The following is a 23,013-nucleotide window of genomic DNA, read 5'->3' as shown; positions in this document are numbered from 1 at the left end:
GTGGACGGGATCAATCCTTTGGACGGGCGGCCTTTTCGGCCAGGCCCGACAGGCCTTCGCGCCGCTCCAGTTCGTCGAGCACATCGTCGAAGGGAATGCCGCAATCGGCCAGCAGCACCAGCAGGTGGAAGAGCAGGTCCGCGCTTTCGCCGACCAGTTCGGCCCGATTGTCGGCCATGGCGGCGATCACCGCCTCGACCGCTTCCTCGCCGACCTTCTGGGCGATCTTGCCCCGGCCGCGGGCGGTCAGCTTCGCCACATAGGATGCCGATGGATCGGCCTTCCGTCGCTCGGCGATGGTCTGTTCGAGGGTTTGAAGGGTCGCGCGCATGGGCTGCATCAAGCGTCCCGCGCGCGACCCGTCAAATGAATTTTACTTCTGCTTGCGGCGCGCGAAGAAGACGCGACCGGCCAGCACGGCGGCGCCCATGCCGAACAGCGCCATCTGTTCGGGTTCAGGCACCGGGGTCGGCGTGCCACCGCTGCTGCCACCCGACGAGGTGCCGCCGCCGCTGGAGCCGCCGCACTTGAACCAGCAGAAGGTGGCGTTGGCGGGGGCGGGGATGGCGAGGCCCATCAGGCTGGCCGAACCCGCTACGAGAAGAAGTTTGCTGATCTGCATAAAAGTCACCCTGTTTCAAAATGGACAAATCGTTTCGAAACGACCCTGCGCCCTGTCTACGCAGTAACCGTGCCAATTTTGCCAAGTGACGTTTTTCTGCGGCTGGCGACCGATGGCCGCCAAAAGCCCTATATGGTTAATGTCAATTAACCCGACATTTTGGCGCTTTTCCGCGCTTTAATGGCCCCGAACGGGGATACCGGCGCGGGCCAGGGCCTGATGCGCTTCAGCAATAGTATGTTGACCGAAGTGAAATATCGAGGCGGCCAGCACCGCGCTGGCATGGCCTTCGACCACGCCTTCGACCAGATGGTCGAGGGTGCCGACGCCGCCGCTGGCGATCACCGGGATCGACACGGCATCGGCGATCATGCGGGTCAGCGCCAGGTCATAGCCCTGCTTGGTGCCATCGCCGTCCATCGAGGTGACGAGCAGTTCGCCCGCGCCAAGTTCCGCCAGGCGCAGCGCATGTTCCAGCGCGTCGATGCCGGTCGGCTTGCGGCCGCCATGGGTGAAGATTTCCCACTTGCCTTCGCCCACCTTGCGCGCATCGACCGATCCGACGATGCACTGCGCGCCGAAGCGGTCGGCGATGTCGGCCACCAGTTCGGGCCGGGCGACGGCGGCGCTGTTGACCGCGACCTTGTCCGCGCCCGCCAGCAGCAGGGCGCGGGCATCCTCCGCGCTGCGCACGCCGCCGCCGACGGTGACGGGCATGAAGCAGACTTCGGCGGTACGGCGCACCACGTCCAATATGGTGCCGCGCGCCTCATGGGTGGCGGTGATGTCGAGGAAGCAGAGTTCGTCGGCGCCGGCCGCGTCATAGAGCTTGGCCTGCTCGACCGGGTCGCCGGCATCCTTGAGGTCGACGAAATTGACGCCCTTCACCACGCGGCCATTGGCAACGTCGAGGCAGGGAATGACGCGGGTGCGGACGGTCATGCTTCCTCCCCTGCAAGGGGAGGGGGACCGCCGGCGCAGCCGGTGGTGGAGGGGGCTTTTCGCATAGGGACGCGTGAAGGGATAGCCCCCTCCACCATGCTTCGCATGGTCCCCCTCCCCGTATCGGGGAGGAACTGGCCGGCGCCGTTCACGCCGCCGCCTGCGCGACCGCGAGCGCGGTCTTGAGGTCGAGGCGGCCATCATAGATGGCGCGGCCGGTGATGACGCCTTCGATCCCGTCATCGGCGTGGAGGCTGAGGACGCGTATATCCGCGATCCCTGCCACGCCGCCGCTGGCGATCACCGGCATGTCGGTGGCGCGGGCGAGATCGACGGTCGCATCGATATTCACGCCCTTGAGCAGACCGTCGCGGCCGACATCGGTGAAGAGCAGGCTGGCGACGCCCGCATCCTCGAACCGGCGGGCGAGGTCGATCACCGGCATGTCGCTCTTTTCCGCCCAGCCGTCGGTGGCGACGAAGCCGTCGCGCGCATCGACCGCGACGACGATGCCGCCGGGGAAGTCGCGCGCGGCTGCCTTGACGAAGGCGGGGTCTTTCAGCGCAGCGGTGCCGATCACGATGCGCGATACGCCCAGGTCAAACCAGCGTTCGACCGACTCCCGGTTGCGGATGCCGCCGCCGAGTTGAACATGGCCGGGAAAGGCCTCGACGATGCGTTCGACCGCTTCGGCATTGACCGCATGGCCGGCAAAGCTGCCATCCAGATCGACGACATGGATATGCTGGGCGCCCGCTGCGGCGAAGATCAGCGCCTGCGCGGCGGGATCGTCGCCATAGACGGTGGCGCGGTCCATGTCGCCCTCGGCCAGGCGGACGACCTGGCCGCCTTTGAGGTCGATGGCGGGAAAGACGATCAGGGACATTATCCGATTTCCGTTCGGTTCGAGCTTGTCGAGAACCCACGCGCAACGGTTCTCGACAGGCTCGAACCGAACGGGGGTAGGGGTGGTATCACGGCTTCCAGTCCAGAAAGCGCGCGAGGAAGGACAGGCCGTAGCGCTGGCTCTTTTCCGGGTGGAACTGGCAGCCGATGATGGTGTCGCGCGCGACGGCGGCGACCAGCGGCCCGCCATGGTCGGTGACGGCGGCGACATGGGCCGGGTCGGCGGCCTCATAATGATAGCTGTGCAGGAAATAGGCCTCGCCGGCCTCGATCAGGGGCGGCTGGCCGTTCAGCACCACATCGTTCCAGCCCATATGCGGCACCTTGATCGAAGCATCGGTCGGTTCGATCAGCCGCACCGTGCCGGGAATCCAGCCCAGCCCCTCATGCCGGCCGAACTCCTCGCCGGCGTCGGCGAGCAACTGCATGCCGACGCAGACGCCCAGAAAGGGAATGCCGCGGCTGTTCACCGCCTCGTTCATCGCGTCGACCATGCCGGGGATCGCGACCAAGGCGTCGCGGCAGGCGCGGAAGGCGCCGACACCGGGCAGCACGATGCGGTCGGCCCTGGCCACGACATCGGCATCGGCGGTGATGGTCACATCATCGGCACCCGCCTTGCGCAGGGCATTGTGGACCGAGTGGAGATTGCCCGCGCCATAGTCGATCAGGGCGATGGTCATGGCAGCAGCGTGTCCAGATTGACGCTGGCGGCGCGCGCCGGAAGGAACTCGATCAGGTCGAACGATGCCGCGCCGTTGACGACGAAGGGATCGGTCGCTGCCTTCGCCGCGATCTCGTCACGCTCGCCGCGCGCCAGCAAAATGCCGCCGGTGCGCGGTTCGCGCCGGCCGGCGAGCAGCAGCCAGCCATCGGCAATGCCCTGGTCCAACCAGGCCCGATGATCGGCCAGATGGCCGTCCAGCACATCGATCGGCGCCGTATAGGTCAGCGAAATGATGAACATGGGGTCGGCCTTTCTATGGAAGTGATGCTTAGAGCATGCCCTTGGTCGAGGGGATGGCGTCGGCCTTGCGCGGGTCGATCTCCACCGCCTGGCGCAGCGCGCGGGCCAGGCCCTTGAACGCGCTTTCGACGATATGATGATTGTTGCTGCCATAGAGCAGCTCGATGTGCAGCGTGATGCCGGCGGCCTGGGCCAGGCTGTGGAAGAAATGCTCCACCATCTCCGTGTCCCATTCGCCGATCTTGGTGACGGTGAAGGGCAGCTTGCACACCAGCCAGGGGCGGCCGGAAATGTCGAGCGCGACGCGGCTCAGCGTTTCGTCCATCGGCGAATAGACGCTGCCGTAACGGCTGATGCCGCGCTTGTCGCCCAGCGCCTTGGCCAGCGCCTCGCCGATCGCGATCGCCGTATCCTCGGTGGTGTGATGCTGGTCGACATGCAGGTCGCCGACGGTCTTGACGGTCATGTCGATCAGCGAATGGCGCGACAGCTGCTCGATCATATGGTCGAGGAAACCGATCCCGGTGGAGACGGTGTAAAGACCGGTGCCGTCGAGGTTGACGGTCACGTCGATCTGCGTTTCCGCAGTGTTGCGGTGAATCTCGGCCGTGCGCATGCGCGCCCTATAGCGTGTCGCGCGCGCCATGCAATCTGATGATGTACCTCTCGGGCGGGGGTTGACCGCCGCTTTCGCGTCGTTAGGACATATGCCCCATGAGTGAAGACCTGCCCGACAGCCTGATTCCCTATGACGAAATCGTGCAGGAGGCCCTGCGCGCGGTCGTCGGCCGCGTGCTGGGCGAAGTGCAGCAGACCGGTGGCCTGCCGGGCGCGCATCATTTCTACATCACGTTCAAGACCCATGCCGCCGGGGTGGATATCCCCAAGCATCTGTCGGAACGTTTCCCGGACGAGATGACCATCGTCCTCCAGAACAAGTTCTGGGATCTCAAGGTCAGCGACCGCCATTTCGAGGTCAGCCTGACCTTCAACCAGGTCGCGGCGCATCTGGTCATTCCCTTCAGCGCGATCACCGCCTTCGTCGATCCCGCCGTCAATTTCGCGCTGCAGTTCCAGGTTCAGGCCGATGAAGAGCCCGAACCCCATGACGTGGCCGAAAATGACGCGCCGCTGGTCACGACCGAGGATGGCTCCAACGTCGTCACGGTGGATTTCGGCAAGAAGAAGTGAGCCGGGCGGCCGGCATCGGCCGCAGGCTCAAAATTCGTGGCGATAGGAGAAGCGCAGCTTCTGGCTCGTCCCGAAACTATTGTCGACATAGCTGATATTGGCGCCGACCGTGTCGCGACGCGTAAGATGGTAGGACAGGCCACCACCCAGCGCCACGCCCGAAAAATCATGGGTGCCCCTGGTCACATTGCCGCCCGCCATCGCGGTCAGCTTCGGTCCCAGCGGCCGCAACAGGAACAGCCCGACATAGCCGCTGTTGCTGCTGAGCGCGATCGGCAGGCCATCGCTCTGGTCGATATCGCTGACCGGGCCATGCCCCTTGGTATAGCTGTAGCCAAACGGCACGAACATCTGCAATTTGCCGGTCTTGAGGCCGACTTGCGACAGCGGCACGAAGCCGCCGAGCGAATAGCGCGTCTGTTCCACGCCCGAATCGAAATGACTTTTGCCGGCCGAGAAGGTCAGGATCGCGACCGGAAACAGATAGGATGCGCCGACCGACCAGAGGCCCGATTCCGACACGCGGGCATTGAATTTCAGCTTGGGGCCGACCGCGACCGATCCGGACAGTGAAAATTCGTCGGAGGCGCGGGTGATGCCGACCTTGGTCGCGATCTTGGTGGGATCGTCGGACGATTTTTCCTCTTCTGCGTGGACCGGAGCGGTCGTGGCGGCAAGGCAGAGGAGGAGGGCAAGGACGGGGCGATCGGACATGCGGTTTTCCTCCAGGATGCCAGGCAGGATATCGGGGCGCGTGCGCCGATCAATTGCGGTAAACCCCGGTAAAGGCGCAGATCCTGCGGCTGCATGACGGCTGCGGCCTGTCATGGGGATGGGCTGCGGGGATATGCGATATTCGCAAGTTTCGCCTTGGAATTTCCCGCCCCGGCCCTACATCGAAGCCAGTTTTGCGATTGATTCTTAACTGGGAGTTCTGAATGTCCGCTACCCGCACCGAAACCGACAGCATTGGCGCCATCGAGGTGCCCGCCGACGCCTATTGGGGCGCCCAGACCCAGCGCAGCATCGAGAATTTCCCCTTCGGCGCGACCGAGCGGATGCCGATCGGCATCGTCCATGCGCAGGCGATCGTGAAGCAGGCGGCGGCGCGGGTGAATGCGAAACATGGGCTCGACGCGACGATCGTCGCGGGCATCGAGAATGCCGCGCAGCAGATCGTCTCCGGCGCGCTCGATGACCAGTTTCCGCTCGTCATCTGGCAGACCGGCAGCGGCACCCAGACCAACATGAACGTCAATGAGGTGATTGCCGGCTATGCCAATGAGCAGCTGGCCGGCACGCGCGGCGGCAAGAGCCCGGTCCATCCCAACGACCATGTGAACATGAGCCAGTCGTCGAACGACAGCTTCCCGACCGCGCTGCATGTCGCGACCGTGCTGGCGACCCGCGACAAGCTGATTCCGGCGCTGGAGAAGCTGACCGGCGCGCTGACCGCCAAGGCGGAAGGCTGGGGGCATATCGTCAAGATTGGCCGCACCCATACGCAGGATGCGACGCCGCTGACGCTGGGCCAGGAATTTTCCGGCTATGCTGCGCAACTGGTCAGCAGCAAGGCGCGCATTGAGGGCGCGCTGAACGGCAATATCCGCAAGCTGGCCATCGGCGGCACGGCGGTCGGCACCGGTCTCAACGCGCCCGATGGCTGGGCGGACGACATGACGGCCGCGATCAGCGACATTGCCGGCACGCCGTTCGAAAGCGCGCCCAACAAGTTCGAGCAGCTGGCCGCCAAGGATGGCCTGGTCTTCTTCTCCGGCGCGCTCAACACGCTGGCGGTGGCGCTGACCAAGATCGCCAATGACATCCGCTTCCTGGGCTCCGGCCCGCGCTCGGGCCTGGGCGAGCTGGACCTGCCCGCCAATGAGCCGGGCAGCTCGATCATGCCGGGCAAGGTCAACCCGACCCAGTGCGAATCGCTGACCATGGTGGCGGCGCAGGTGATCGGCAATCATCAGGCGGTGACCGTCGGCGGCATGCAGGGCCATTTCGAACTCAATGTCTTCATGCCGCTGATCGGCGCCAATGTGCTGCGCTCGATTCATCTGCTCAGCGTCGGCATGGAAAGCTTTGCCGAACGCTGCGTCGGAGGGATGCAGGCCAATGAGGGCCGGATCGCCGAACTGGTCGAGCGCTCGCTGATGCTGGTGACCGCGCTGGCACCGGAGATCGGCTATGACAATGCCGCGACCATCGCCAAGCATGCGCACAAGAAGGGGCTGACGCTCAAGCAGGCCGGCCTCGAACTGGGGCTGGTCGATGAGCCGACCTTCGACCGGCTGGTGCGGCCGGAAAATATGGTCTGATCCAGATCAACTGGCGGAACCGGGGCGGGTGCGATACATTAATCCCCTATGAAGAAAACGCCCGCCCCGACCGCCGCAAAGCTTCCGTCCACCGCGACGCGCGTTCGCAAGTCGAGCCTGTTTCGCAAGGCGGCGCGGCTCGGCGCGACGGTGGTGGCCGCACGGGTCGCCGCCGACACGGGCAAGAAGGGCGTGATCGGCCTGATCGCCGGGGCCGGCGCCAAGCGCCTCATCATGCGCTATCCGGTCGGCGCCATGGTCCTCACCGGCGCCTATCTGGCGGGCAAGCTCTATGAGGCCAAGCGCGAGGCGGACCGCAAGATGGCGACCAAGCTGCTGACCGACGCCAGCGCCAAGCCGATCCTGATCGACGAGGCGCGCGCCGCCCGCAAGAAGGCGGGCTAAAGCGCGCCCTGCCATTCCTTGATCGCGTCGACCGGCCAGGCGAGCATCAGGACATTGAGTGTCAGATTGTCGCGGGTCACCGCCAGTGCGAGCAGTTCGAAACCGATCGCGACGATAATCGTCAGCCAGACGGGCGCGCGCGACGCGAACAGGAAGCCCAGGGCCATCATGCCGATGTCGCTCATCGAATTGAGGATGGAATCGCCCGAATAGCCGAGCGCGATCGTCGCCGTGCGGTAACGGTCGATGATGATCGGTGAATTTTCAAGGATTTCCCACGCTGCCTCGATCGTCACCGCCACCGACAGGCGGATGCCGAGCGGCCTGCGCCGCATCAGCAAATGGGTCGCGCCATAGAAGAGGAAGCCGTGGATGATGTGGCTGAGGCTGTACCAGTCGGACAGATGCTGGCTGTTGCCGCTGTCGATCGGCCCATGCCATAGCGCGATCGTGCCGCAGGTGCAGATCGGCGGGCGCCCCATCAGATAGAGGATCGCCGCTGCCCCCAGCGCGATCAGCAGAGCGAGGATAAAGCCCCGCTGTTTCATTCCTTTACGCGATCGCGCCAAGCCTCTTCTCCCCCAACCTCTTGCAAAATGCCGTCCACGACGCCACTAGCGGCCATGGCCGACAACATTCCCACCGACACCCCCGATTTCAAGCGCCGCGGCGTTCTCTTTGTCCTGTCCTCGCCCTCGGGCGCCGGCAAGTCGACGATTGCACGCAAATTGCTGGCCTGCGAACCGGACCTGTCGATGTCGGTGTCGGCGACGACGCGGACGATCCGGCCGGGCGAAGTCGATGGCAAGGATTATCATTTCGTCGATCTGGAAGAGTTTCGCCGCATGGCGAACGACCATGAGTTCCTGGAATGGGCGCATGTCTTCGGCCAGCGCTATGGCACGCCGCGCGCGCCGGTCGAGGCGATGCTCAAGAGCGGCAAGGATGTGCTGTTCGACATCGACTGGCAGGGCGCGCAGCAGCTGCACCAGATTGCCGGCGGCGACGTGGTCCGCATCTTCATCCTCCCGCCCTCGATGGAGGAGCTGGAAAAGCGTCTGCGTGGCCGCGCGACCGACAGCAATGAAGTAATCGAGGGCCGCATGGCGCGCGCCGCCGGCGAGATCGCCCATTGGGACGGCTATGACTATGTGCTGTGCAATGTCGACGTCGAGGAATGTTTCGAGCGCGTGCGCACCATCCTGCACGCCGAACGGATGAAGCGCAGCCGCCAGACCGGCCTCATTGGCTTCATCCGCCGTCTCAGCCGCTATCATCAGGAAGATTGAGGTCTAGCGGCTGACGGGGCCGCTATTTCTCGAATCCTGCCGGGTCGGCCCAGTCGGGGTGGACCCAGGCCATCACCTTGAACAATGTCCCCATCTCCGCTTCGTCGGTGAGGCGATGGCGCTGCGCCTCCAGTTCGGCGGCGCGCTGCGGGCTGCCCTTGGCCAGCACGGACGCGCGCACGTCGATGCCCAGATGCTGGAGGAAATGGCCCTGCGTCACCGCGCCATGGACGCGCAGCCCGGCCTGGCGCGCGACATTGGCCAGCATCGTGAAATCGACATGGGTGGTGAGGTCGCTTTCGCCCGGATCGGTGAAGGGATCGGTGAACTGGTGGTTCTTCACCGCCTGCAGCGTGTCGCCCAGGGCCGGGCCTTCATAGCCATAGTCGATGATGATCGCGACGCCGCCCTGGCGCGCGATCCGGCTGGCAAGGGCATAGCCCGCGGTGGCGCCGGCCTGTGCCACTTCGATGATCGCGCCCTCGGGCGCCTGTGCAGCGATCGGCGGCAGGCCCGATTCGATCCGGCGATAGCCCGGCACCGCCATGAAGCGGCCTTCTTCCTCGCGCCGGATCACCACCCGTTCGCGCCATTCGTCGCCGACGCGGATCATCTGCCGCACGGGCAGGGCATCGAAAAATTCATTGGCGACCACCAGCAGCGGCGACTGGTCGGGCAGGCTTTCCACGCTGTCATGATGGACGACATGGGGAATCTGGGCGCGCTGCCGCTCGCGCAGGGTCGGGCTGGTCTCGACGAAATGGATGCGCGAGGTGACGTCGGCGCCCTCCATCGCGCGCAGCGCATCGCCCGCCAGCGTGCCGCGACCCGGCCCCAGTTCGACATAGAGCGGATCGGCGCGTCGACCCGATCGCAGCCAGACATCGGCCAGGCACAGGCCGATCAGTTCGCCGAACATCTGGCTGATTTCCGGGGCGGTGGTGAAGTCCCCCTCCAGCCCCAGCGGATCGCGCGTGCCATAATAATGCTGGTTCGCCTCGCCCATATAATGGGCGACGGAGATCGGCCCGCCGGCATCGATCTGGCGGGCCAGGCGCTCGGGCAGGCCCATCGCGCCGGGCAAGGCGTCAGCTGACACTGGCGCTGCCCGCGATCGGTTCCACGCGCACGCGCCGGCCCTTGGCGGTGACGATCAGGTAGAGGCCGCCCAGGATCATCGGCACGCACAGCCACTGGCCCATGTGCAGGCCGGTGCGGGCGGCAAATTCCATCAGCTGGGCATCGGCCTCGCGGAAATATTCGACGCCGAAGCGGAACACGCCATAGAAGAAGACGAACAGGCCGACCAGCATGCCCGGCTTGTAGCGCGCCTTGGTCTTCCAGAAGGCGAAGGCGAGAATGCAGAACAGGATGATGCCTTCGAAAAAGGCTTCGTAAAGCTGGCTTGGATGACGGGCGAAGGGGCCGCCGGTCGGGAAGATCATCGCCCAGGGCACATCGGTTTCCTTGCCCCACAGTTCGCCATTCACGAAATTGGCGAGGCGGCCGAAGAACAGGCCGAAGGGTACGACGCAGGCGACATAGTCATGGATGCGCAGCCAGCTCAGCTTCTCCTTGCGCGCCATGTAGAGGATGCCGAGCGACACGCCCGCCGCGCCGCCATGGAAGGACATGCCGCCATTCCACAGCTTGAAGATGTCCAGCGGATGCTGGAGGATTTCGGGCTGGTAGAAGAAGACATAGGCGAGCCGACCGCCGATGATGATGCCCAGCGTCGCATAGAAGATCATATCGTCGGCATGGCGCCGCGCCATTGGCGAACCGGGCTGGGCAATGAGCTTCAGGAGATACCAGTAGCCGATCAGGATGCCGGCCAGATAGGCCAGGCTATACCATTTGAGCGTGAAGAAGCCCAGGTCCAGGGCGACGGGGCTGAGCCCCAGCTGGTCGAAGCGGATGGCGCTCGAAGCGGCGGCGACAAGGTCCAGGATCAAAATGGCATTCCCTCGGCAATCAGGCCTGCGGCCATAGAACAAGCGGCCGGCAAGATGAAGAGGGGCGATCCCGATTGCAGGATGATCGGGGCAAATAGGCCGGACATGCCCGGCGCGGCAGGCTCAGGCCGCTTCGCTACAGTCCAGCAGCGCCGCGCGATCCCGGATTTCCACCATGCGGCGGCCGGGCAGGGCGATGATGCCGATCCGCTTGAGGTCGGTCAGCTGCCGGCTCACTGTCTCGATCGTCAGGCCCAGCACGTCGGCGATCTGCTGGCGCGACAGCGGCAGGTCGAACCGGTCGAGCGGGGCCTCGCCTTCGCGGGCCAGCCGGCGCGACATGTCGAGCAGGAAGGTTGCGATCTTCTCCCGCGCATTCTTGCGGCCAAGCAGCAGCATCCAACTGCGCGCCCGGTCGAGATCGTCGAGCGTGCGTTGCAGCAGTCGATGCTCCAGCTCGGGATGCTCGCGGGCAAAGCCGTCAAAGGCGCCACGGGTGAAGAGGCACAGGCGCGCGTCGGTGAGCGCCGTGACGCTGTGCGGCGTGCTGCGGCCGAAGGGGCGGCCGATGAAGTCGGACGGATAGACCACGCCGACAATCTGTTCGCGCCCATCGCCGGTCGAGGCCGACAATTTGAGCGTGCCGTCGATCACATTGGCGACGATGGTGGCGTCGTCGCCTTCCCACATCACCGTCTGCCCCGCCGCGATCGTGACGCGCCGGCCCAGGCGATTGAGCGCGCCCCGCTCATCCTCTTCCAGCGTGGCGCAGATGGCGCGGTCGCGCACCTCGCAGCGCTGGCAGAAGCTGGCGTCGGAGCAGGGGGCAGGAACGGGCATGCCGCCGGGCAGGGTTTGCGCGAGATCAAAATGCATGTTCATGACCGCTGCTTGGCGCGGCGGCGGGGCGGGCACTATCCGTAAATCCCCTATGGGACTTTCTGTCCTATTCAAGCCCCGCCTGGAAGGCGATGCGCAGCGTTTCCGACAGGCTGTGGACCTGCAGCTTCTGCATCAGGTTGGCGCGATGAATCTCGACCGTGCGCGGGCTGATGCCCAGGTCATAGGCGATCGTCTTGTTGGGCAGGCCGTCGACCAGGCCCTTGAGCACTTCGCGTTCCCGATCGGTCAGGATGTTGAGCCGGGCGCGGGCAGTCTCGCGCTGGCTGTTGCGGCCCTGGTCGGCGCTTGCCTGCGCGCAGGCGGCTTCGATCGCGGCGAGCAATGCCGCCTTCTCGAACGGCTTTTCGATGAAATCGGTGGCCCCCGCCTTCATCGCGGCGACCGCCATGCCGACATCGCCATGGCCGGTCATGATGATGACCGGCAGCATCATGCCGCGCGCGCGCAGTTCGCGTTGCACTTCCAGCCCGTCAATGTCGGGCATGCGCACGTCCAGCAGCACGCAGCCGCCCTCCAGCGTCCCGACTTCCTTGAGGAACTCGATGCCTCCCGAGAAGAGCCGCACCGCAAAGCCGCTGGTCCTGAGCATGAAGGAGAGCGACCGGCGGATCGCCTCGTCATCATCGACGACATGGATGGGCTGGTCGGTGGGCAGGCTCATGGCAGGCGGTCCGCAGAATCGAGAGTGAAGTGGAAGGCGACGCCGCCCCAGTGCGAGGCATCGGCCCAGATCCGTCCGCCATGCCCCTCGACGATGGTGCGGCTGATCGACAGGCCCACGCCCATGCCGGCGGGTTTGGTCGTGCTGAACGGGGTGAAGAGCGATCGCGCGACCGCCGGATCGAGGCCGGGGCCACTGTCGGCGATGATGAGTTCGACCTGTCCGTCCTCGGCCGGCACCGCCGACAGGCGCAGGATGCGGCGATTGCGGCCGTCCATCGCCTCGACCGCGTTGCGCACCAGGTTGATGATGACCTGCTGCACCTGCACGCGATTGGCGATCACCCGGCCGACGCGCGGGTCGACGACGATGTCCATGTCGATGCCCCGGCTGTCGATGCCGATGAAGGCCAGCGCGACCCCCTCGGCCAGCAGCGTGGCCGCCGGTTCGGCCTGGCGATCGGCTTCGCCGCGACGGATGAACTCCCGCAGCGACCGGATGATCTGGCCCGCGCGCATCGCCTGGCGCGCGGCTTCGTCCATCGCCTCGCCCAGCAAGTCGCGGTCGACCGGCGCATCGGTGCGCAGCAGGTCGCGGCCTGCCTCCATATAATTGGCGATCGCGGTCAGCGGCTGGTTCAGTTCATGCGCCAGCGCCGCGGCCAGCGTGCCCATCGCCGTGACGCGGGCGGCATGGCTGAGTTCAGCCTGCAGATCCTGCAGGCGCCGTTCGGCCTTCTGCCGATCGGTCAGGTCGCGCACGAAGCCGGTGAACAGCTTTTCGCCATGGTCCTGCACTTCGCCGACCGCCAGCTCGATCGGAAAGGTGGAGCCATCGCGCCGGCGTGCGGTGGTCAGTCGGCCGATGCCGATGATCCGCTTCTCGCCGGTGTCATGATAATGTTGCAGGTAGGAATCGTGGCGCTCGCGATCGGGCGAGGGCATCAGCATCGCAACATTGCGGCCCAGCACATCGGCTTCTGCATATTGGAACATGCGCTGGGCGGCCGGGCTGAACGAGACGATATGCCCGGTCGCGTCGATCACGATCAGCGCATCGGGCACCGTTGCCAGGATCGATCCCAGCAGAGCCTGTTCCCGGCTGGTCGCATTATCCTGCGGATCGCCATCGTTGAACGCCATGTCCGATCACTGACCGTAAATCAGTGCGCCAGCAAGAGCGGAACCCGTGTTTCGGCCAGAATATAGCGGGTTACGCCGCCAAAAATGGTTTCCCGCAGCCGGCTGTGGCCAAAGGCGCCCATCACCATCCAGTCGATCGACAGTTCCTGGCAGGCATGGGACAGCGCTTCTTCCACGCTGCGATCCTTGCGCGGCCATTCGTGAATCTCGACCGCAATGCCGTGGCGCGAGAGATATTCTGCGGCGTCGGTCGGCGGGAAATCGCGCTTCGTGCGCTCGTCGACGGTGACGACATGGACTTCGCTCGCCACCCGCAACAGGGTGCGGCTCGCGGTCAGCGCCGACGCCGCCTCATGCGATCCGTCCCAGGCGACCATCGCCCGGCCGGTGCAGCGAAAGCCCTTGGCCATGCTCGGGATCGCCAGCACCGGGGCGCGGCTGTTGACCGCCAGGTCGGCGACGATCGGGGCCGGATCATCCGCCTGCCGGCGACCCGGCGGCGGCAGGGAAACGAGCATCGCGTCGGCCAGGCGACCGGTTTCCAGCAGCCCCTGGACCAGGTCGCCGCTGCGATAATGCCAGTCCCACGCCATGCCCTCGCGCCGCAGCCTTTCCTCCAGCGCGCGCCGCATCTCCTCGTCCTGGCGGCGCACCGTATCGATCGCCTCGGGGACCAGATAGCCGCTGCCATAAAGATCGGCGGCGACCAGTTCGGGCAGCGGCGCGATCTGCAGGCAACTGATATGGGCGCCGGTCGCGCGCGACAGGTCGAACGCGGCCTGCAGCCGGCTTTCCATGCCGTTGTCTGCGCGGATATGCAGCAATATGGTCTTCATCGAACATGTCCCGACAAGAGGGCGCCGATGCAGCGCCGCAAGATCGTCATCCTGACTAGAAGCTCGTTCGGCTCGTCTCTATCCGCAAATTTCCCTATTTCGATCGCCGATCCGATGGCACATTCGGGGGGCAACGATCATAGCAAGGGATGCCTTCTTCATGACCGACAAGGATATTCTGGAAACCCGCACCGGCATTCGCGTCCAGGTGCGCCCGGCGCAGGATGGCGATGCCAGGGCGCTGGCCCATTTCTTTTCGGCCGTGTCCGATGATGATCGCCGCTTCCGTTTTCTCAGCAGTGCGCCGGGTGTCAGCGCCGGGCAGATTCATGATCTGATCCATGGCGACCCCGACAATTGCGAGACCTTCCTGGCGACCGACGAGAAGGGGGCCATACTGGCTGCGGCGACCCTGGCCGCCGATCCCGACCGGACCCGCGCCGAAGTCGCGATATCGGTGCGCGCCGACCATCGCGGCAAGGGCGTGGGCTGGAGCATGCTGCGCCACGCCACCGACCGGGCGCAGGAAATGGGCGTCGGTCTGCTGCAGGCGATCGAGAGCCGCGCCAATCATGCCGCGATCGAGCTGGAGCGCGAACAGGGCTTTGTCGCCCGCAGCGTCGATGACGAGCCGTCGCTGCTGATCCTGGAAAAGCGTTTCTGATCGCATCGCTGGTAAAATGATGAAGGGGCCGGAGCGGCGATCCGCTCCGGCCCCTTCCTTCTGGTCCACCCCCCGGAGGATCAGAAGCGCATGCCGACGCCCACGCCGAACACGAAGGGATCGAGCGATACCTTGACGTTCTGGGTGCCGGCCGCAGCCGTGGTCAGCCGCACCTTGGTGTCGATGTCGATATATTTGACGTCGAGGTTGAGGAAGATCTTGTCGTTGAGGTCGATGTCGACGCCGACCTGGCCGGCCCAGCCGAAGCTGTCGGACATATGGACCTTGGTCTTGCCGACCGCATCCTCCAGCCCGCTCGACGCATCCTCGTTGTAGAACAGCGTATAGTTGACGCCGGCGCCGATATAGGGGCGGACATGTCCCTCGACGATCGGGTGATATTGCATCGTCAGCGTCGGCGGCAGCACCCAGGTGGAGGCCAGCTTGCCGATCCCGCCGGTGGTGCCGCTGCGGCCGCTGGCGCTATGCTTGGTGGTCGCGGCGATCAGTTCGAAGCCGATATGGTCGGTCGCCATGTAGGTGACGTCGACTTCGGGCGCGATGCCGTTGTTCACCGACACCTTCTCGCCGGGGAAGCCGGGCAGGATGCTGCCGCTCTTTTCGGTGGGGGCGACCATGATGCCGCGCACGCGCACCAGCACGTCGCCCTGCTTGGCCTGGGCCGGGGCAGCGGCCAGCGCCGTGCCCATGGCGCCCATCGCGGCGACAATCATCATCTTTTTCAAGTGCATGTCTTTTCTCCATCCCTGATCGTGGGTCAGTGATGGCGCTCTGCTCCTGATCGGGGCGGCCTTCCTTGATGCGGCGCAATCGGCGATTTGATCCTGCGCAATGTTCGGCATCGGGCGCCATGGCAGGCGGGACGCCATGTTCCGCTATCATCCCGACCTGCTCGCCGCGCCGGTGCCGCGCTACACCAGCTATCCGACCGCCGCCCAGTTCGGCGAGGATGTCGGCGCGGCCGACATGGCGCAGCGGCTGGATGCGATGCCGGCGGACGCGCGCCTGTCGCTCTATGTCCATATCCCCTATTGCCATGACATTTGCTGGTATTGCGGGTGCAACACCGGGGCGGCGACCCGGCCCCGCCGCCTGTCGGCCTATGTCGATGCGCTGGAGCGGGAAATGGCGCTGGTTTCGGCGCGGCTCGGCGGGCGTGGCCGCGTCACCCATGTCGCCTTTGGCGGCGGCAGTCCCAATTCTCTGCCGCTGATCGATTGGGTCCGGCTCAATCATCAGTTGCTGCTCTGCTTCGACGCCAGCGCGGCGGCGATGGCGGTGGAACTGGACCCGCGCCGGATCGACCGGGCCTGGATCGACGCCATGGCCAAGGTCGGGGTGACGCGCGTCAACCTGGGGGTGCAGACTTTCGCCACCCATGTGCAGCAGCGGATCGGCCGGGTGCAGCCGGCCGAGACGGTGGCGATGGCGGTGGGCGCGCTGGCGCGTGCGCGCATCCAGGTGGGGTTCGACCTGATGTATGGCCTGCCGGGGCAGAGCGAGGCGGATCTGGCCCGGACCTTGGAGGACAGCATTCGCCTGTCCCCCTCGCGCATCGCGCTGTTCGGCTATGCCCATATGCCGCGCCTGCTGCCGCGCCAGCGGCGGATCGACGCGACCGAATTGCCGGGTGTCGAACAGCGCTTTGCGATGGCGAAGCTTGGCCATGCGATGCTGACGGCGGCCGGCTATCAGGCGATTGGCTTCGATCATTTCGCGCTGCCCGACGATCCGCTCGCGGTGGCCGCTGCAACCGGACGGCTGCGCCGCAATTTTCAGGGCTTTACCGAGGATGACAGCGATGCGCTGATCGGCATGGGCGCGAGCGCGATCAGCCAGTTCCCCGACCTGATCGTCCAGAATGAGAAGAATGCCGGTGCCTATCGCGACGCCGTGTCGAACCATCGGCTGCCCGCCGCTCGTGGGGTGCGGCGCAGTGCCGACGACCAGCGGCGGGGCGCGTTGATCGAACGGCTGCTGTGCGATGGCCGGGCGGCTTGTGGCGACCTTGCTGAACCGGCGCTGCTCGATCGGTTCGAGCGGATCGGCTTGCTCCGGCGGGAGGGGGACGAACTGATGCTGCAACCCGGCGCGGCGCCTTATGCCCGGTCCATCGCCGCCTGTTTCGACGCCTATCTGCGCCCGGCCGAAACGCGCTTCAGCGTCGCCGTCTGATCGCCGGCCCGGTCTCTGCCGGGCCGGCGATCGCACGTCGGATCAGAAGCGCACGCCCACGCCCATCCAGACACGGGCCGGGTCGATCAGATAGCCCGAGGTGTCATAGTTGAGACGCTTGTCGAGCAGGTTCTGCACACCGGCATGGAAGGTGAAGGCGGGCGTGATCTTGTAGGATGCGCCCATGTCCACCACCATATAGTCGGGCGACACGATATTATTGCCGCTGATCTGCGCCTCGGTCACGGCTTCCTCGCCGCGATAGACGGCGCGCACGAAGGCGGAGAAGCGCTTGTCCGGGCGCCAGTTGAGCGAGGCGCTGGCCTGCTGCTTGGGCGTGTCGTTGAGCGCCGCGCCGATATTGGCACCGCTCAGCTGTTCCGAATCCGTCAGCGTGCCGGTGGCGTTGAGCCGCAGCGTGTGGGTCAGCGGCACATCGACCGAGACTTCCACGCCGCGCACCCGTGCCTTGTCGACATTGACATAGGTCGTGGGCGGACGGCCGATCGAACTGAGCGGTTCATCGACGCACCAGGCCCCCGCCACTTCGCAGGTCACACGGGTGATCTTGTCGTTGAAGCGGGTGTCATAGGCAGTGACGCTGGCGTTGAAGCCATTCCGCGAGAAGAGCAGGGCCGCCTCGATCGTGCGGGAGGTTTCGGCTTCCAGGTCGGGATTGCCATAGATGGTGCCGCCACGGCTGGTCTGGCCCCAGTCGGGAATCGTCTGGCGCAGGCTCGGCGCGCGGAAGCCCTGCGAATAGCCGCCCTTCAGCGTCAGGGACGGGGTGATGTTCCATACCGCATAGACGCGCGGGGTCCAGTGGACGCCATATTGTTCGTCATGGTCCATGCGGATGCCGCCGGTCAGCGCCAGCCCGTCGAGCAGCTTCAGCTCATTTTCGGCGAACAGCGCCCAGCTGGTGCGGGTGGTGCCGGTGGTGGTCGATCCCGACAAAAGGTTGCCGGTCAGGTCGGACAGATCCTCATAGCGATAGAAACCGCCGACGGTCAGCGTGTTGGACGGCAGCGGGACCACCCACAGGCTCTGGCCGACCGTGTTCTTGATCCGCTTCTGCGCCTCGACATGTTCGGCATCCTCATATTGCAGATAGGATTCGGAACTGGCGAAGCCCTACTGGCCGCTATGGCTGATCGATGCGACCTTGCGCTTCTGGGTCTGGGTGGTTTCGGTGCCGAGCGGCGCGGTTGCCGACGTCTCGGTCGTCTCGCCGGCAACCTCGATCACCTTCTGCCGATAATAGCCGCCCTCCAGCAGGATCTGGTGGTTGGCGCTGAGGTTGAAGCCCAGCTTGCCGGCCAGGCTGTCATCATGCCGCTCGGGCGTGCCACCGATTTCCGTGTCGCCCTCGCGCCGGTTCATCGATCCCTGCAATTGCAGACCGATGCCGCTGGTCACCGGGCCGGACAGATAGAAATTGCCGTCGGTATAATTGCCGAAATTGTCCGCCAGCTGCATCGTGCCGTTGACGCGCGCGCTGCCGCGCCAATGGTCGCTGATCCGGCGGGTGATGATGTTGACGACGCCGCCCATCGCGTCCGATCCGTAGAGCGAGGACATGGGCCCACGCACCACCTCGATCCGCTCGATCGCTTCGAGCGGCGGCAGCAGGCCACCTTCGCTGACATTGCCGCCATTGGTGCGGGATTCGCGCGACGACAGCCGCTTACCGTCGACCAGGATCAGCGTATATTGCGGCGCCATGCCGCGGATCGAGATGTCGCGGCTATTGCCTTCGCCCGGCGTGACGGTGACGCCGGGGATTTCCATCAGCGCATCGGTCACTTCGCGATAGGGCATGGCGTCCAGCGTCTCGCGAGTGATGACGCTGATCGAGGCTGGCGCGTCGCGCACCTCCTGTTCACGGCCGGCGGCGGTGACGACGATCTGGTTGGAATCCTGGTCGGCTTCGGCGGCCAGTGCCTGTTGTGCGCTGGTCAGCGCGACAAGGGCCGCGGTTGCCCGCAGCATATGGATGGATGGCATGGAAATCCCCTGTTCTGGATAGATGGGCACCCGCCAGCCACCCGGCCGGACGGGCGCCGGAAATCAGTGGTGCGGGCCGGGCCCGATCGGTGGAGCGAATATCATGGCGGGTTCATTTTGCGATCGATTGTCAATTGCAAATGGCCGTTGCCAGAAGCGCGGGGCGGCGCCAAATATCGATATCGGATAAGGCTTATGCGGCCTTGCTATGGGGCAGGGCTGCGTCGCTGCCGCAATGGTCGGCGAACATGGCGCACAGCCAGGCGATGGCCGGGTCGCGATGCGACCGCTCGTTCCACAGCAACCGATAGCCGAAGGTGCCGACCAGGTCCGGCGCGGGCAGGCAGGCCAGGTCATGGGTCCGGGCGATCGCTTCGGCCGCGCGGGTCGGCAGCGTCATCAGCGCGTCCGATCCCCGGATCATGTGCGGTGCCGCCTGAAAATAGGGCAGGCGGGCGATCACCCGCCGTCGCGGCGCCAGTTCGCCCAGGCGCAGTTCGATCCGGTCGAAGCCGCTGTCGCTGACGACGAAGCTGATATGCGGGCAGGACAGGAAATCCTCGACCGACAGGGACCGGTCGGTCGGATGCGCCGCCAGCTTGTGATGGCGATCGACGACGCAGCTGAACGTTTCGGTGAACAGGAAACGCTCATAGGTCTGGGCCGGATCGGGATCGAGCCCGCTGATGATGAGGTCGATCTCGCCGGCGGTCAGCCGCGCCACCATGTCGCCGGTCAAAGGCACGATGTCGATCGCCGCCAGCGGCGCCGCGCGGCCGATATGCGGCAGGGTCGGCGCCACCACGGCGGCGACGCCGAAATCGGTCGATGCGACGCGGAACCGGCGATCGAGCGTCGCCGGATCGAAACGCGGCGGTTCCAGCAGGCCGGCGGTCGTCGCCAGCCAGTCCTGCAAGGACGGCGCCAGTTCCTCCGCCCGCCGGGTCAGTTCCATGCCGCCGGCGGTCCGCACCAGCAGCGGGTCGCCGAGCAGGCTGCGCAACTGCGCCAGCGACCGGCTGACCGACGGCTGGCTGACGCCCAGTTGCTGCGCCGTGCGCGTGACGCTTTTCGTGCGCAGCAACAGGCCCAGTGTCACCAGGCTGTTGAGGTCGAAATGCACGCCGCCAAGCAAGAGGGACCGGTCCGTTCCTTAAGGATAATGCGGACCATTCTTAACTGCCGGTCTGGTCAGGGTCCAGTCCCGTTGCATTTCCGGACTGTTGCGCGGCGCGATCGGTGCCGATTGACAGGCCCCATCATCCGGATTTATGAAATAACCTGTATCACATCTTCGTCGATCAAGAGGCTGTGCGCCTGCAATCATTGTGTCCGGGGCAACAGGTGCGACGATGATGAAGGGATGGGCGTCGTCTGTGCGGCGCTCGACGCCGTGACGGTCGATCCAGCATATAAGGGCCGCGCGGTCTGGATGGGAGGATGCCATGACACGCCGTTTCCGGACGTTGCTTTTCTGCGCCTGCGCGACTCTGCCTACCCTGCCGATCGAGGCCCAGGCGCAGGATAGGGCTCAGGACAGGGCCAGCGTGACCCAGGACATCATCGTCACCGCCCGCCGGACCGAGGAACGGCTGCAGGACGTGCCGATCTCGATCACCGTGTTCAATCAGGAAGAACTGGCCAACCGCAATGTCGTCAATGCGCAGGATCTGGCCGCCTATACCCCCTCGCTGTCCGCCAATGGCAATTTCGGCAGCGAGAATAGCAGTTTCGCCATTCGCGGCTTTGCCCAGGATATCGGCACTGCGCCCTCGGTCGGCGTCTATTTCGCTGATGTGGTCGCGCCGCGCGGCGCCTCCAACGGCCTGCCCTCGGGCGATGGCGCCGGGCCGGGCGCCTTTTTCGACCTGCAGAATGTCCAGATATTGAAGGGGCCACAGGGCACCCTGTTTGGCCGCAACACCACCGGCGGCGCGATCCTGCTGGTGCCGCAGAAGCCGACCGACGAATTTTCCGGCTATGTCGAAGGATCGGTGGGTAATTATGACATGTGGCGCGGCCAGGCGGTGGTCAACGCGCCGCTCGGCGACCGGGCGCGGATGCGCATCGGCGTCGATCGGCAGAAGCGCGACGGCTATATGCGCAACGGCAGCGGCATCGGCCCCGACCGGTTCGGCGATGTCGACTATATCGCGCTGCGCGCCAGCCTTGTCGTCGACCTGACCCCCGATCTCGAAAACTACACCATCCTGTCCTACAGTGATTCCAGCAACAATGGCCCGATCCAGAAGCTGGTTGCGGCCGCGCCGGAGGGGCTGGGCCAGCTCGCTTATGGCCAGTTGCTGCGCCAGGGCAGCGGCTTCTACGACGTCATGCAGTCACTGGAAAACCCCTATTCCCAGACCGAGCAGTGGCAGGCGATCAACACCACAAGCTGGCAGGCGAGCGACACGCTGACGGTCAAGAATATCGTCAGCTACGCCCAGTTGAAGCAGCGCATGAACGCGCCGCTGTTCGGCACCGATTTCGTCGTCGATTTCGCCGCGATCAATCCCTTCCTCGCCGCGCTGGGCAGCTATCATCTGCCCTTCACCACGGTGACGTCGATTCCGGGCGGCTATACCGCCAACCAGTCGACCTTTACCGAGGAACTGCAATTGCAGGGGCGCTCGGGCGATGGCCGGCTCAACTGGCAGGCAGGGGCCTATCTGGAGGTCAGCGAACCGCTGGGCATGAGCGGCAGCCAGTCGCCCTTCCTGGCGTCCTGCACCGATTCCGCCACCCTGCAATGCACCGATCCGCTTGGCTTCCTGTCCAATCTCGATCCGACCATCCCGGCGTTCGCCAAGCCGATCCATGCCGGCACCGTCAATTACACGGCGGGCCGCACCAATTTCCACAATGTCGGCCTCTATGCGCAGGCAACCTATGCGCTGATCGATCAGCTGAAACTGACCGGCGGCTTCCGCTACACCTGGGATCATTCGCGCAATGTCAGCGACCAGCGCACCTATATCGTCGCCTATCCGCCGCAATATGGCGCCTTCAATCCGGCCGCGGCCTATCGCTGCACCAATCCGCAGGCGGCGGCGACCAATTGCGTGTCGCATTATTATCAGTCGTCGGAAAAGCCGACCTGGCTGGTCGACCTGGATTACAACCCGACCCAGGACATATTGCTCTACGCCAAATATGCGCGCGGCTATCGTGCCGGCACGATCGTCCCCAATATCACCGCGCCGCTCAACATCGTCGAGCCGGAGAAGGTGGACAGCTATGAGCTGGGCCTCAAGACCAGTTTTGGCGGGGCGCTGCGCGGCACCTTCAACCTGGCCGGCTTCTATAATGATTTTTCCAACCAGCAATTGCAGGTCGGCTTCAACGCGCGGCCGCTGTCGGGACAGGCGTCCACCGCCGCGCCGGTCAATGCCGGCAAGTCGGAGATATGGGGGCTGGAGGCCGATGCCTCGCTGACCCCGTTCCAGGGACTGGTGCTGACCGGCGGCTACAGCTATCTGCGCACCAAGATCAAATCGGTGCCCGATTTCTCCAGCTTCAACGACCCCAATTATATCCTGGCCGCGCCGTTCCAGCCCGGCGATCCCGAAGTGCTGTCGCCGCGTCACAAGGTCACGGTCAGCGGCACCTACACCCTGCCGCTGGACGAGGAGAAGATCGGCCGCATCTCCTTCGGCGCGACCTTCACCCATCGGTCCTCGATGCTGGTCAACTATACCGACCGTACCAATCCCGATCCGTCGATCGCCGCGCTCAGCACGCTGGCGCCACTCGATCTGCTGAACCTCAACGCCAGCTGGAACAATATCGCCGGCGCGCCCGTCGACCTCAGCCTGTTCATGACCAATGTGACCAAGGAAAAATATTACAGCTTCATCGCCGGGCTGGGCTCGCCCAGCGTCAATTTCGAGACGGCGACGCTGGGCGAGCCGCAAATGTATGGCGCGCGCCTGCGCTTCCGCTTCGGCGGATAAACGGGCACCGGCGACTGCGAAAATTGATCCATGTCTAGGACGGCGCTTCC

Annotated in this window: 26 protein-coding genes; 7 read left to right on the top strand and 19 right to left on the bottom strand. The window is 65.2% G+C overall.

All coding sequences use genetic code 11. The features are described from left to right. Positions 1–10: 10 nt before the first annotated feature. The 7 genes from U0025_RS16645 to hisB all read right to left on the bottom strand — a co-directional run bounded on the left by U0025_RS16645 (position 11) and on the right by hisB (position 4,053). Positions 11–331 carry a phosphoribosyl-ATP diphosphatase gene (locus U0025_RS16645; RefSeq protein WP_037490531.1) on the bottom strand — a complete coding sequence of 107 codons (321 nt, stop codon included), beginning with the start codon at positions 329–331 and terminating at the stop codon, positions 11–13. A gap of 42 nt (positions 332–373) precedes the next feature. Further along, entirely contained in the window at positions 374–622 is a 249-nt protein-coding gene (locus tag U0025_RS16640; RefSeq protein ID WP_004208572.1) for a PEP-CTERM sorting domain-containing protein, read from the bottom strand. A gap of 177 nt (positions 623–799) precedes the next feature. After that, positions 800–1,564, bottom strand: coding sequence for an imidazole glycerol phosphate synthase subunit HisF (gene hisF / locus U0025_RS16635; RefSeq protein ID WP_004208571.1), 765 nt, complete (start codon positions 1,562–1,564; stop codon positions 800–802). 148 nt (positions 1,565–1,712) lie between these two features. Continuing rightward, a complete protein-coding gene (gene hisA / locus U0025_RS16630; RefSeq protein ID WP_004208570.1) occupies positions 1,713–2,450 on the bottom strand; it encodes a 1-(5-phosphoribosyl)-5-[(5-phosphoribosylamino)methylideneamino]imidazole-4-carboxamide isomerase in 738 nt (245 codons plus the stop codon). An 88-nt stretch (positions 2,451–2,538) separates the two neighbouring features. Next, on the bottom strand, positions 2,539–3,153 hold the full coding sequence (hisH, locus tag U0025_RS16625; RefSeq protein WP_004208569.1) for an imidazole glycerol phosphate synthase subunit HisH: 615 nt from the start codon (positions 3,151–3,153) through the stop codon (positions 2,539–2,541). Continuing rightward, entirely contained in the window at positions 3,150–3,437 is a 288-nt protein-coding gene (locus U0025_RS16620) for a YciI family protein (RefSeq protein WP_004208568.1), read from the bottom strand. Before U0025_RS16620 ends, hisH begins: the two co-directional genes overlap by 4 nt. Positions 3,438–3,465: 28 nt before the next feature. Continuing rightward, on the bottom strand, positions 3,466–4,053 hold the full coding sequence (hisB, locus tag U0025_RS16615; RefSeq protein ID WP_004208567.1) for an imidazoleglycerol-phosphate dehydratase HisB: 588 nt from the start codon (positions 4,051–4,053) through the stop codon (positions 3,466–3,468). Between the two features lie 98 nt (positions 4,054–4,151). Between hisB and U0025_RS16610 the strand changes: the two genes are divergently transcribed. Next, positions 4,152–4,628, top strand: coding sequence for an SspB family protein (locus U0025_RS16610; RefSeq protein WP_004208566.1), 477 nt, complete (start codon positions 4,152–4,154; stop codon positions 4,626–4,628). Positions 4,629–4,655: 27 nt separating this feature from the next. Here the strand turns inward: U0025_RS16610 and U0025_RS16605 are convergent, their stop codons facing one another. Next, complete coding sequence (locus U0025_RS16605; protein WP_004208564.1) at positions 4,656–5,342, bottom strand: hypothetical protein; 687 nt, start codon at positions 5,340–5,342, stop codon at positions 4,656–4,658. Positions 5,343–5,566: 224 nt separating this feature from the next. On the opposite strand from U0025_RS16605, the gene fumC reads away from it, so the two are divergent. Beyond that, entirely contained in the window at positions 5,567–6,952 is a 1,386-nt protein-coding gene (gene fumC, locus U0025_RS16600; RefSeq protein WP_004208563.1) for a class II fumarate hydratase, read from the top strand. A 48-nt stretch (positions 6,953–7,000) separates the two neighbouring features. Beyond that, a complete protein-coding gene (locus U0025_RS16595; RefSeq protein ID WP_004208562.1) occupies positions 7,001–7,357 on the top strand; it encodes a hypothetical protein in 357 nt (118 codons plus the stop codon). On the opposite strand, the gene U0025_RS16590 is transcribed toward U0025_RS16595, so the two are convergent. Further along, the gene (locus tag U0025_RS16590; protein WP_174320748.1) at positions 7,354–7,905 is read right to left on the bottom strand and encodes a DUF2585 domain-containing protein; all 552 of its coding nucleotides are present in this window, start codon (positions 7,903–7,905) and stop codon (positions 7,354–7,356) included. The genes U0025_RS16595 and U0025_RS16590 overlap by 4 nt on opposite strands. A gap of 75 nt (positions 7,906–7,980) precedes the next feature. Between U0025_RS16590 and gmk the strand changes: the two genes are divergently transcribed. Next, complete coding sequence (gene gmk / locus U0025_RS16585; RefSeq protein WP_004208560.1) at positions 7,981–8,646, top strand: guanylate kinase; 666 nt, start codon at positions 7,981–7,983, stop codon at positions 8,644–8,646. A gap of 22 nt (positions 8,647–8,668) precedes the next feature. On the opposite strand, the gene U0025_RS16580 is transcribed toward gmk, so the two are convergent. The 6 genes from U0025_RS16580 to U0025_RS16555 all read right to left on the bottom strand — a co-directional run bounded on the left by U0025_RS16580 (position 8,669) and on the right by U0025_RS16555 (position 14,143). Next, positions 8,669–9,745: a class I SAM-dependent methyltransferase gene (locus U0025_RS16580; protein ID WP_017500115.1), complete on the bottom strand. Its 1,077-nt coding sequence runs from the start codon at positions 9,743–9,745 to the stop codon at positions 8,669–8,671. Next, positions 9,735–10,601 carry a prolipoprotein diacylglyceryl transferase gene (gene lgt / locus U0025_RS16575; RefSeq protein ID WP_004208558.1) on the bottom strand — a complete coding sequence of 289 codons (867 nt, stop codon included), beginning with the start codon at positions 10,599–10,601 and terminating at the stop codon, positions 9,735–9,737. The genes U0025_RS16580 and lgt overlap by 11 nt, the downstream gene beginning before the upstream one ends. Before the next feature lie 123 nt (positions 10,602–10,724). Beyond that, positions 10,725–11,483, bottom strand: coding sequence for a Crp/Fnr family transcriptional regulator (locus U0025_RS16570; RefSeq protein WP_004208557.1), 759 nt, complete (start codon positions 11,481–11,483; stop codon positions 10,725–10,727). Between the two features lie 64 nt (positions 11,484–11,547). Next, positions 11,548–12,165 carry a response regulator FixJ gene (fixJ, locus tag U0025_RS16565; protein ID WP_004208556.1) on the bottom strand — a complete coding sequence of 206 codons (618 nt, stop codon included), beginning with the start codon at positions 12,163–12,165 and terminating at the stop codon, positions 11,548–11,550. Then, the gene (locus U0025_RS16560) at positions 12,162–13,307 is read right to left on the bottom strand and encodes a sensor histidine kinase (RefSeq protein WP_004208555.1); all 1,146 of its coding nucleotides are present in this window, start codon (positions 13,305–13,307) and stop codon (positions 12,162–12,164) included. The genes fixJ and U0025_RS16560 overlap by 4 nt, the downstream gene beginning before the upstream one ends. Before the next feature lie 20 nt (positions 13,308–13,327). After that, complete coding sequence (locus U0025_RS16555) at positions 13,328–14,143, bottom strand: universal stress protein (protein ID WP_004208554.1); 816 nt, start codon at positions 14,141–14,143, stop codon at positions 13,328–13,330. 160 nt (positions 14,144–14,303) lie between these two features. Between U0025_RS16555 and U0025_RS16550 the strand changes: the two genes are divergently transcribed. Next, a complete protein-coding gene (locus tag U0025_RS16550) occupies positions 14,304–14,807 on the top strand; it encodes a GNAT family N-acetyltransferase (RefSeq protein WP_004208553.1) in 504 nt (167 codons plus the stop codon). An 80-nt stretch (positions 14,808–14,887) separates the two neighbouring features. Here the strand turns inward: U0025_RS16550 and U0025_RS16545 are convergent, their stop codons facing one another. Further along, the gene (locus U0025_RS16545) at positions 14,888–15,559 is read right to left on the bottom strand and encodes an OmpW/AlkL family protein (RefSeq protein WP_004208552.1); all 672 of its coding nucleotides are present in this window, start codon (positions 15,557–15,559) and stop codon (positions 14,888–14,890) included. Between the two features lie 136 nt (positions 15,560–15,695). Between U0025_RS16545 and hemN the strand changes: the two genes are divergently transcribed. Beyond that, the gene (hemN, locus tag U0025_RS16540; RefSeq protein WP_004208551.1) at positions 15,696–17,003 is read left to right on the top strand and encodes an oxygen-independent coproporphyrinogen III oxidase; all 1,308 of its coding nucleotides are present in this window, start codon (positions 15,696–15,698) and stop codon (positions 17,001–17,003) included. A 42-nt stretch (positions 17,004–17,045) separates the two neighbouring features. Here the strand turns inward: hemN and U0025_RS16535 are convergent, their stop codons facing one another. The 3 genes from U0025_RS16535 to U0025_RS16525 form a co-directional block, all read right to left on the bottom strand. After that, positions 17,046–18,041, bottom strand: a complete 996-nt coding sequence (locus U0025_RS16535) for a TonB-dependent receptor domain-containing protein (RefSeq protein ID WP_004208550.1) — start codon at positions 18,039–18,041, stop codon at positions 17,046–17,048. Between the two features lie 96 nt (positions 18,042–18,137). Continuing rightward, complete coding sequence (locus tag U0025_RS16530) at positions 18,138–19,010, bottom strand: TonB-dependent receptor plug domain-containing protein (RefSeq protein WP_004208548.1); 873 nt, start codon at positions 19,008–19,010, stop codon at positions 18,138–18,140. Positions 19,011–19,203: 193 nt separating this feature from the next. Further along, a complete protein-coding gene (locus U0025_RS16525) occupies positions 19,204–20,133 on the bottom strand; it encodes a LysR family transcriptional regulator (protein WP_312313110.1) in 930 nt (309 codons plus the stop codon). 322 nt (positions 20,134–20,455) lie between these two features. Between U0025_RS16525 and U0025_RS16520 the strand changes: the two genes are divergently transcribed. Then, the gene (locus U0025_RS16520) at positions 20,456–22,963 is read left to right on the top strand and encodes a TonB-dependent receptor (protein ID WP_004208546.1); all 2,508 of its coding nucleotides are present in this window, start codon (positions 20,456–20,458) and stop codon (positions 22,961–22,963) included. The last annotated feature ends 50 nt before the right edge of the window (positions 22,964–23,013 follow it).

It is taken from the genome of Sphingobium yanoikuyae, from assembly GCF_034424525.1.
Classification (GTDB): domain Bacteria; phylum Pseudomonadota; class Alphaproteobacteria; order Sphingomonadales; family Sphingomonadaceae; genus Sphingobium; species Sphingobium yanoikuyae.
The sequence above is the reverse complement of the archived record's forward strand: the minus strand, read 5'-3'. Positions and strand labels throughout refer to the sequence as shown.

Excerpts from the sequence above, each read along its gene's own strand:
- hisA (WP_004208570.1), bottom strand. The coding sequence starts at position 2,450 with ATGTCCCTGATCGTCTTTCCCGCCATCGACCTCAAAGGCGGCCAGGTC.
- U0025_RS16530 (WP_004208548.1), bottom strand. The coding sequence starts at position 19,010 with ATGCCATCCATCCATATGCTGCGGGCAACCGCGGCCCTTGTCGCGCTG.
- U0025_RS16560 (WP_004208555.1), bottom strand. The coding sequence starts at position 13,307 with ATGGCGTTCAACGATGGCGATCCGCAGGATAATGCGACCAGCCGGGAA.
- U0025_RS16620 (WP_004208568.1), bottom strand. The coding sequence starts at position 3,437 with ATGTTCATCATTTCGCTGACCTATACGGCGCCGATCGATGTGCTGGAC.
- fumC (WP_004208563.1), top strand. The coding sequence starts at position 5,567 with ATGTCCGCTACCCGCACCGAAACCGACAGCATTGGCGCCATCGAGGTG.
- U0025_RS16605 (WP_004208564.1), bottom strand. The coding sequence starts at position 5,342 with ATGTCCGATCGCCCCGTCCTTGCCCTCCTCCTCTGCCTTGCCGCCACG.
- fixJ (WP_004208556.1), bottom strand. The coding sequence starts at position 12,165 with ATGAGCCTGCCCACCGACCAGCCCATCCATGTCGTCGATGATGACGAG.
- U0025_RS16640 (WP_004208572.1), bottom strand. The coding sequence starts at position 622 with ATGCAGATCAGCAAACTTCTTCTCGTAGCGGGTTCGGCCAGCCTGATG.
- U0025_RS16555 (WP_004208554.1), bottom strand. The coding sequence starts at position 14,143 with ATGAAGACCATATTGCTGCATATCCGCGCAGACAACGGCATGGAAAGC.
- U0025_RS16570 (WP_004208557.1), bottom strand. The coding sequence starts at position 11,483 with ATGAACATGCATTTTGATCTCGCGCAAACCCTGCCCGGCGGCATGCCC.
- gmk (WP_004208560.1), top strand. The coding sequence starts at position 7,981 with ATGGCCGACAACATTCCCACCGACACCCCCGATTTCAAGCGCCGCGGC.
- U0025_RS16645 (WP_037490531.1), bottom strand. The coding sequence starts at position 331 with ATGCGCGCGACCCTTCAAACCCTCGAACAGACCATCGCCGAGCGACGG.
- U0025_RS16545 (WP_004208552.1), bottom strand. The coding sequence starts at position 15,559 with ATGCACTTGAAAAAGATGATGATTGTCGCCGCGATGGGCGCCATGGGC.
- hisB (WP_004208567.1), bottom strand. The coding sequence starts at position 4,053 with ATGCGCACGGCCGAGATTCACCGCAACACTGCGGAAACGCAGATCGAC.
- hisH (WP_004208569.1), bottom strand. The coding sequence starts at position 3,153 with ATGACCATCGCCCTGATCGACTATGGCGCGGGCAATCTCCACTCGGTC.
- U0025_RS16590 (WP_174320748.1), bottom strand. The coding sequence starts at position 7,905 with ATGAAACAGCGGGGCTTTATCCTCGCTCTGCTGATCGCGCTGGGGGCA.
- hisF (WP_004208571.1), bottom strand. The coding sequence starts at position 1,564 with ATGACCGTCCGCACCCGCGTCATTCCCTGCCTCGACGTTGCCAATGGC.
- U0025_RS16550 (WP_004208553.1), top strand. The coding sequence starts at position 14,304 with ATGACCGACAAGGATATTCTGGAAACCCGCACCGGCATTCGCGTCCAG.
- U0025_RS16595 (WP_004208562.1), top strand. The coding sequence starts at position 7,001 with ATGAAGAAAACGCCCGCCCCGACCGCCGCAAAGCTTCCGTCCACCGCG.
- U0025_RS16610 (WP_004208566.1), top strand. The coding sequence starts at position 4,152 with ATGAGTGAAGACCTGCCCGACAGCCTGATTCCCTATGACGAAATCGTG.
- hemN (WP_004208551.1), top strand. The coding sequence starts at position 15,696 with ATGTTCCGCTATCATCCCGACCTGCTCGCCGCGCCGGTGCCGCGCTAC.
- U0025_RS16520 (WP_004208546.1), top strand. The coding sequence starts at position 20,456 with ATGACACGCCGTTTCCGGACGTTGCTTTTCTGCGCCTGCGCGACTCTG.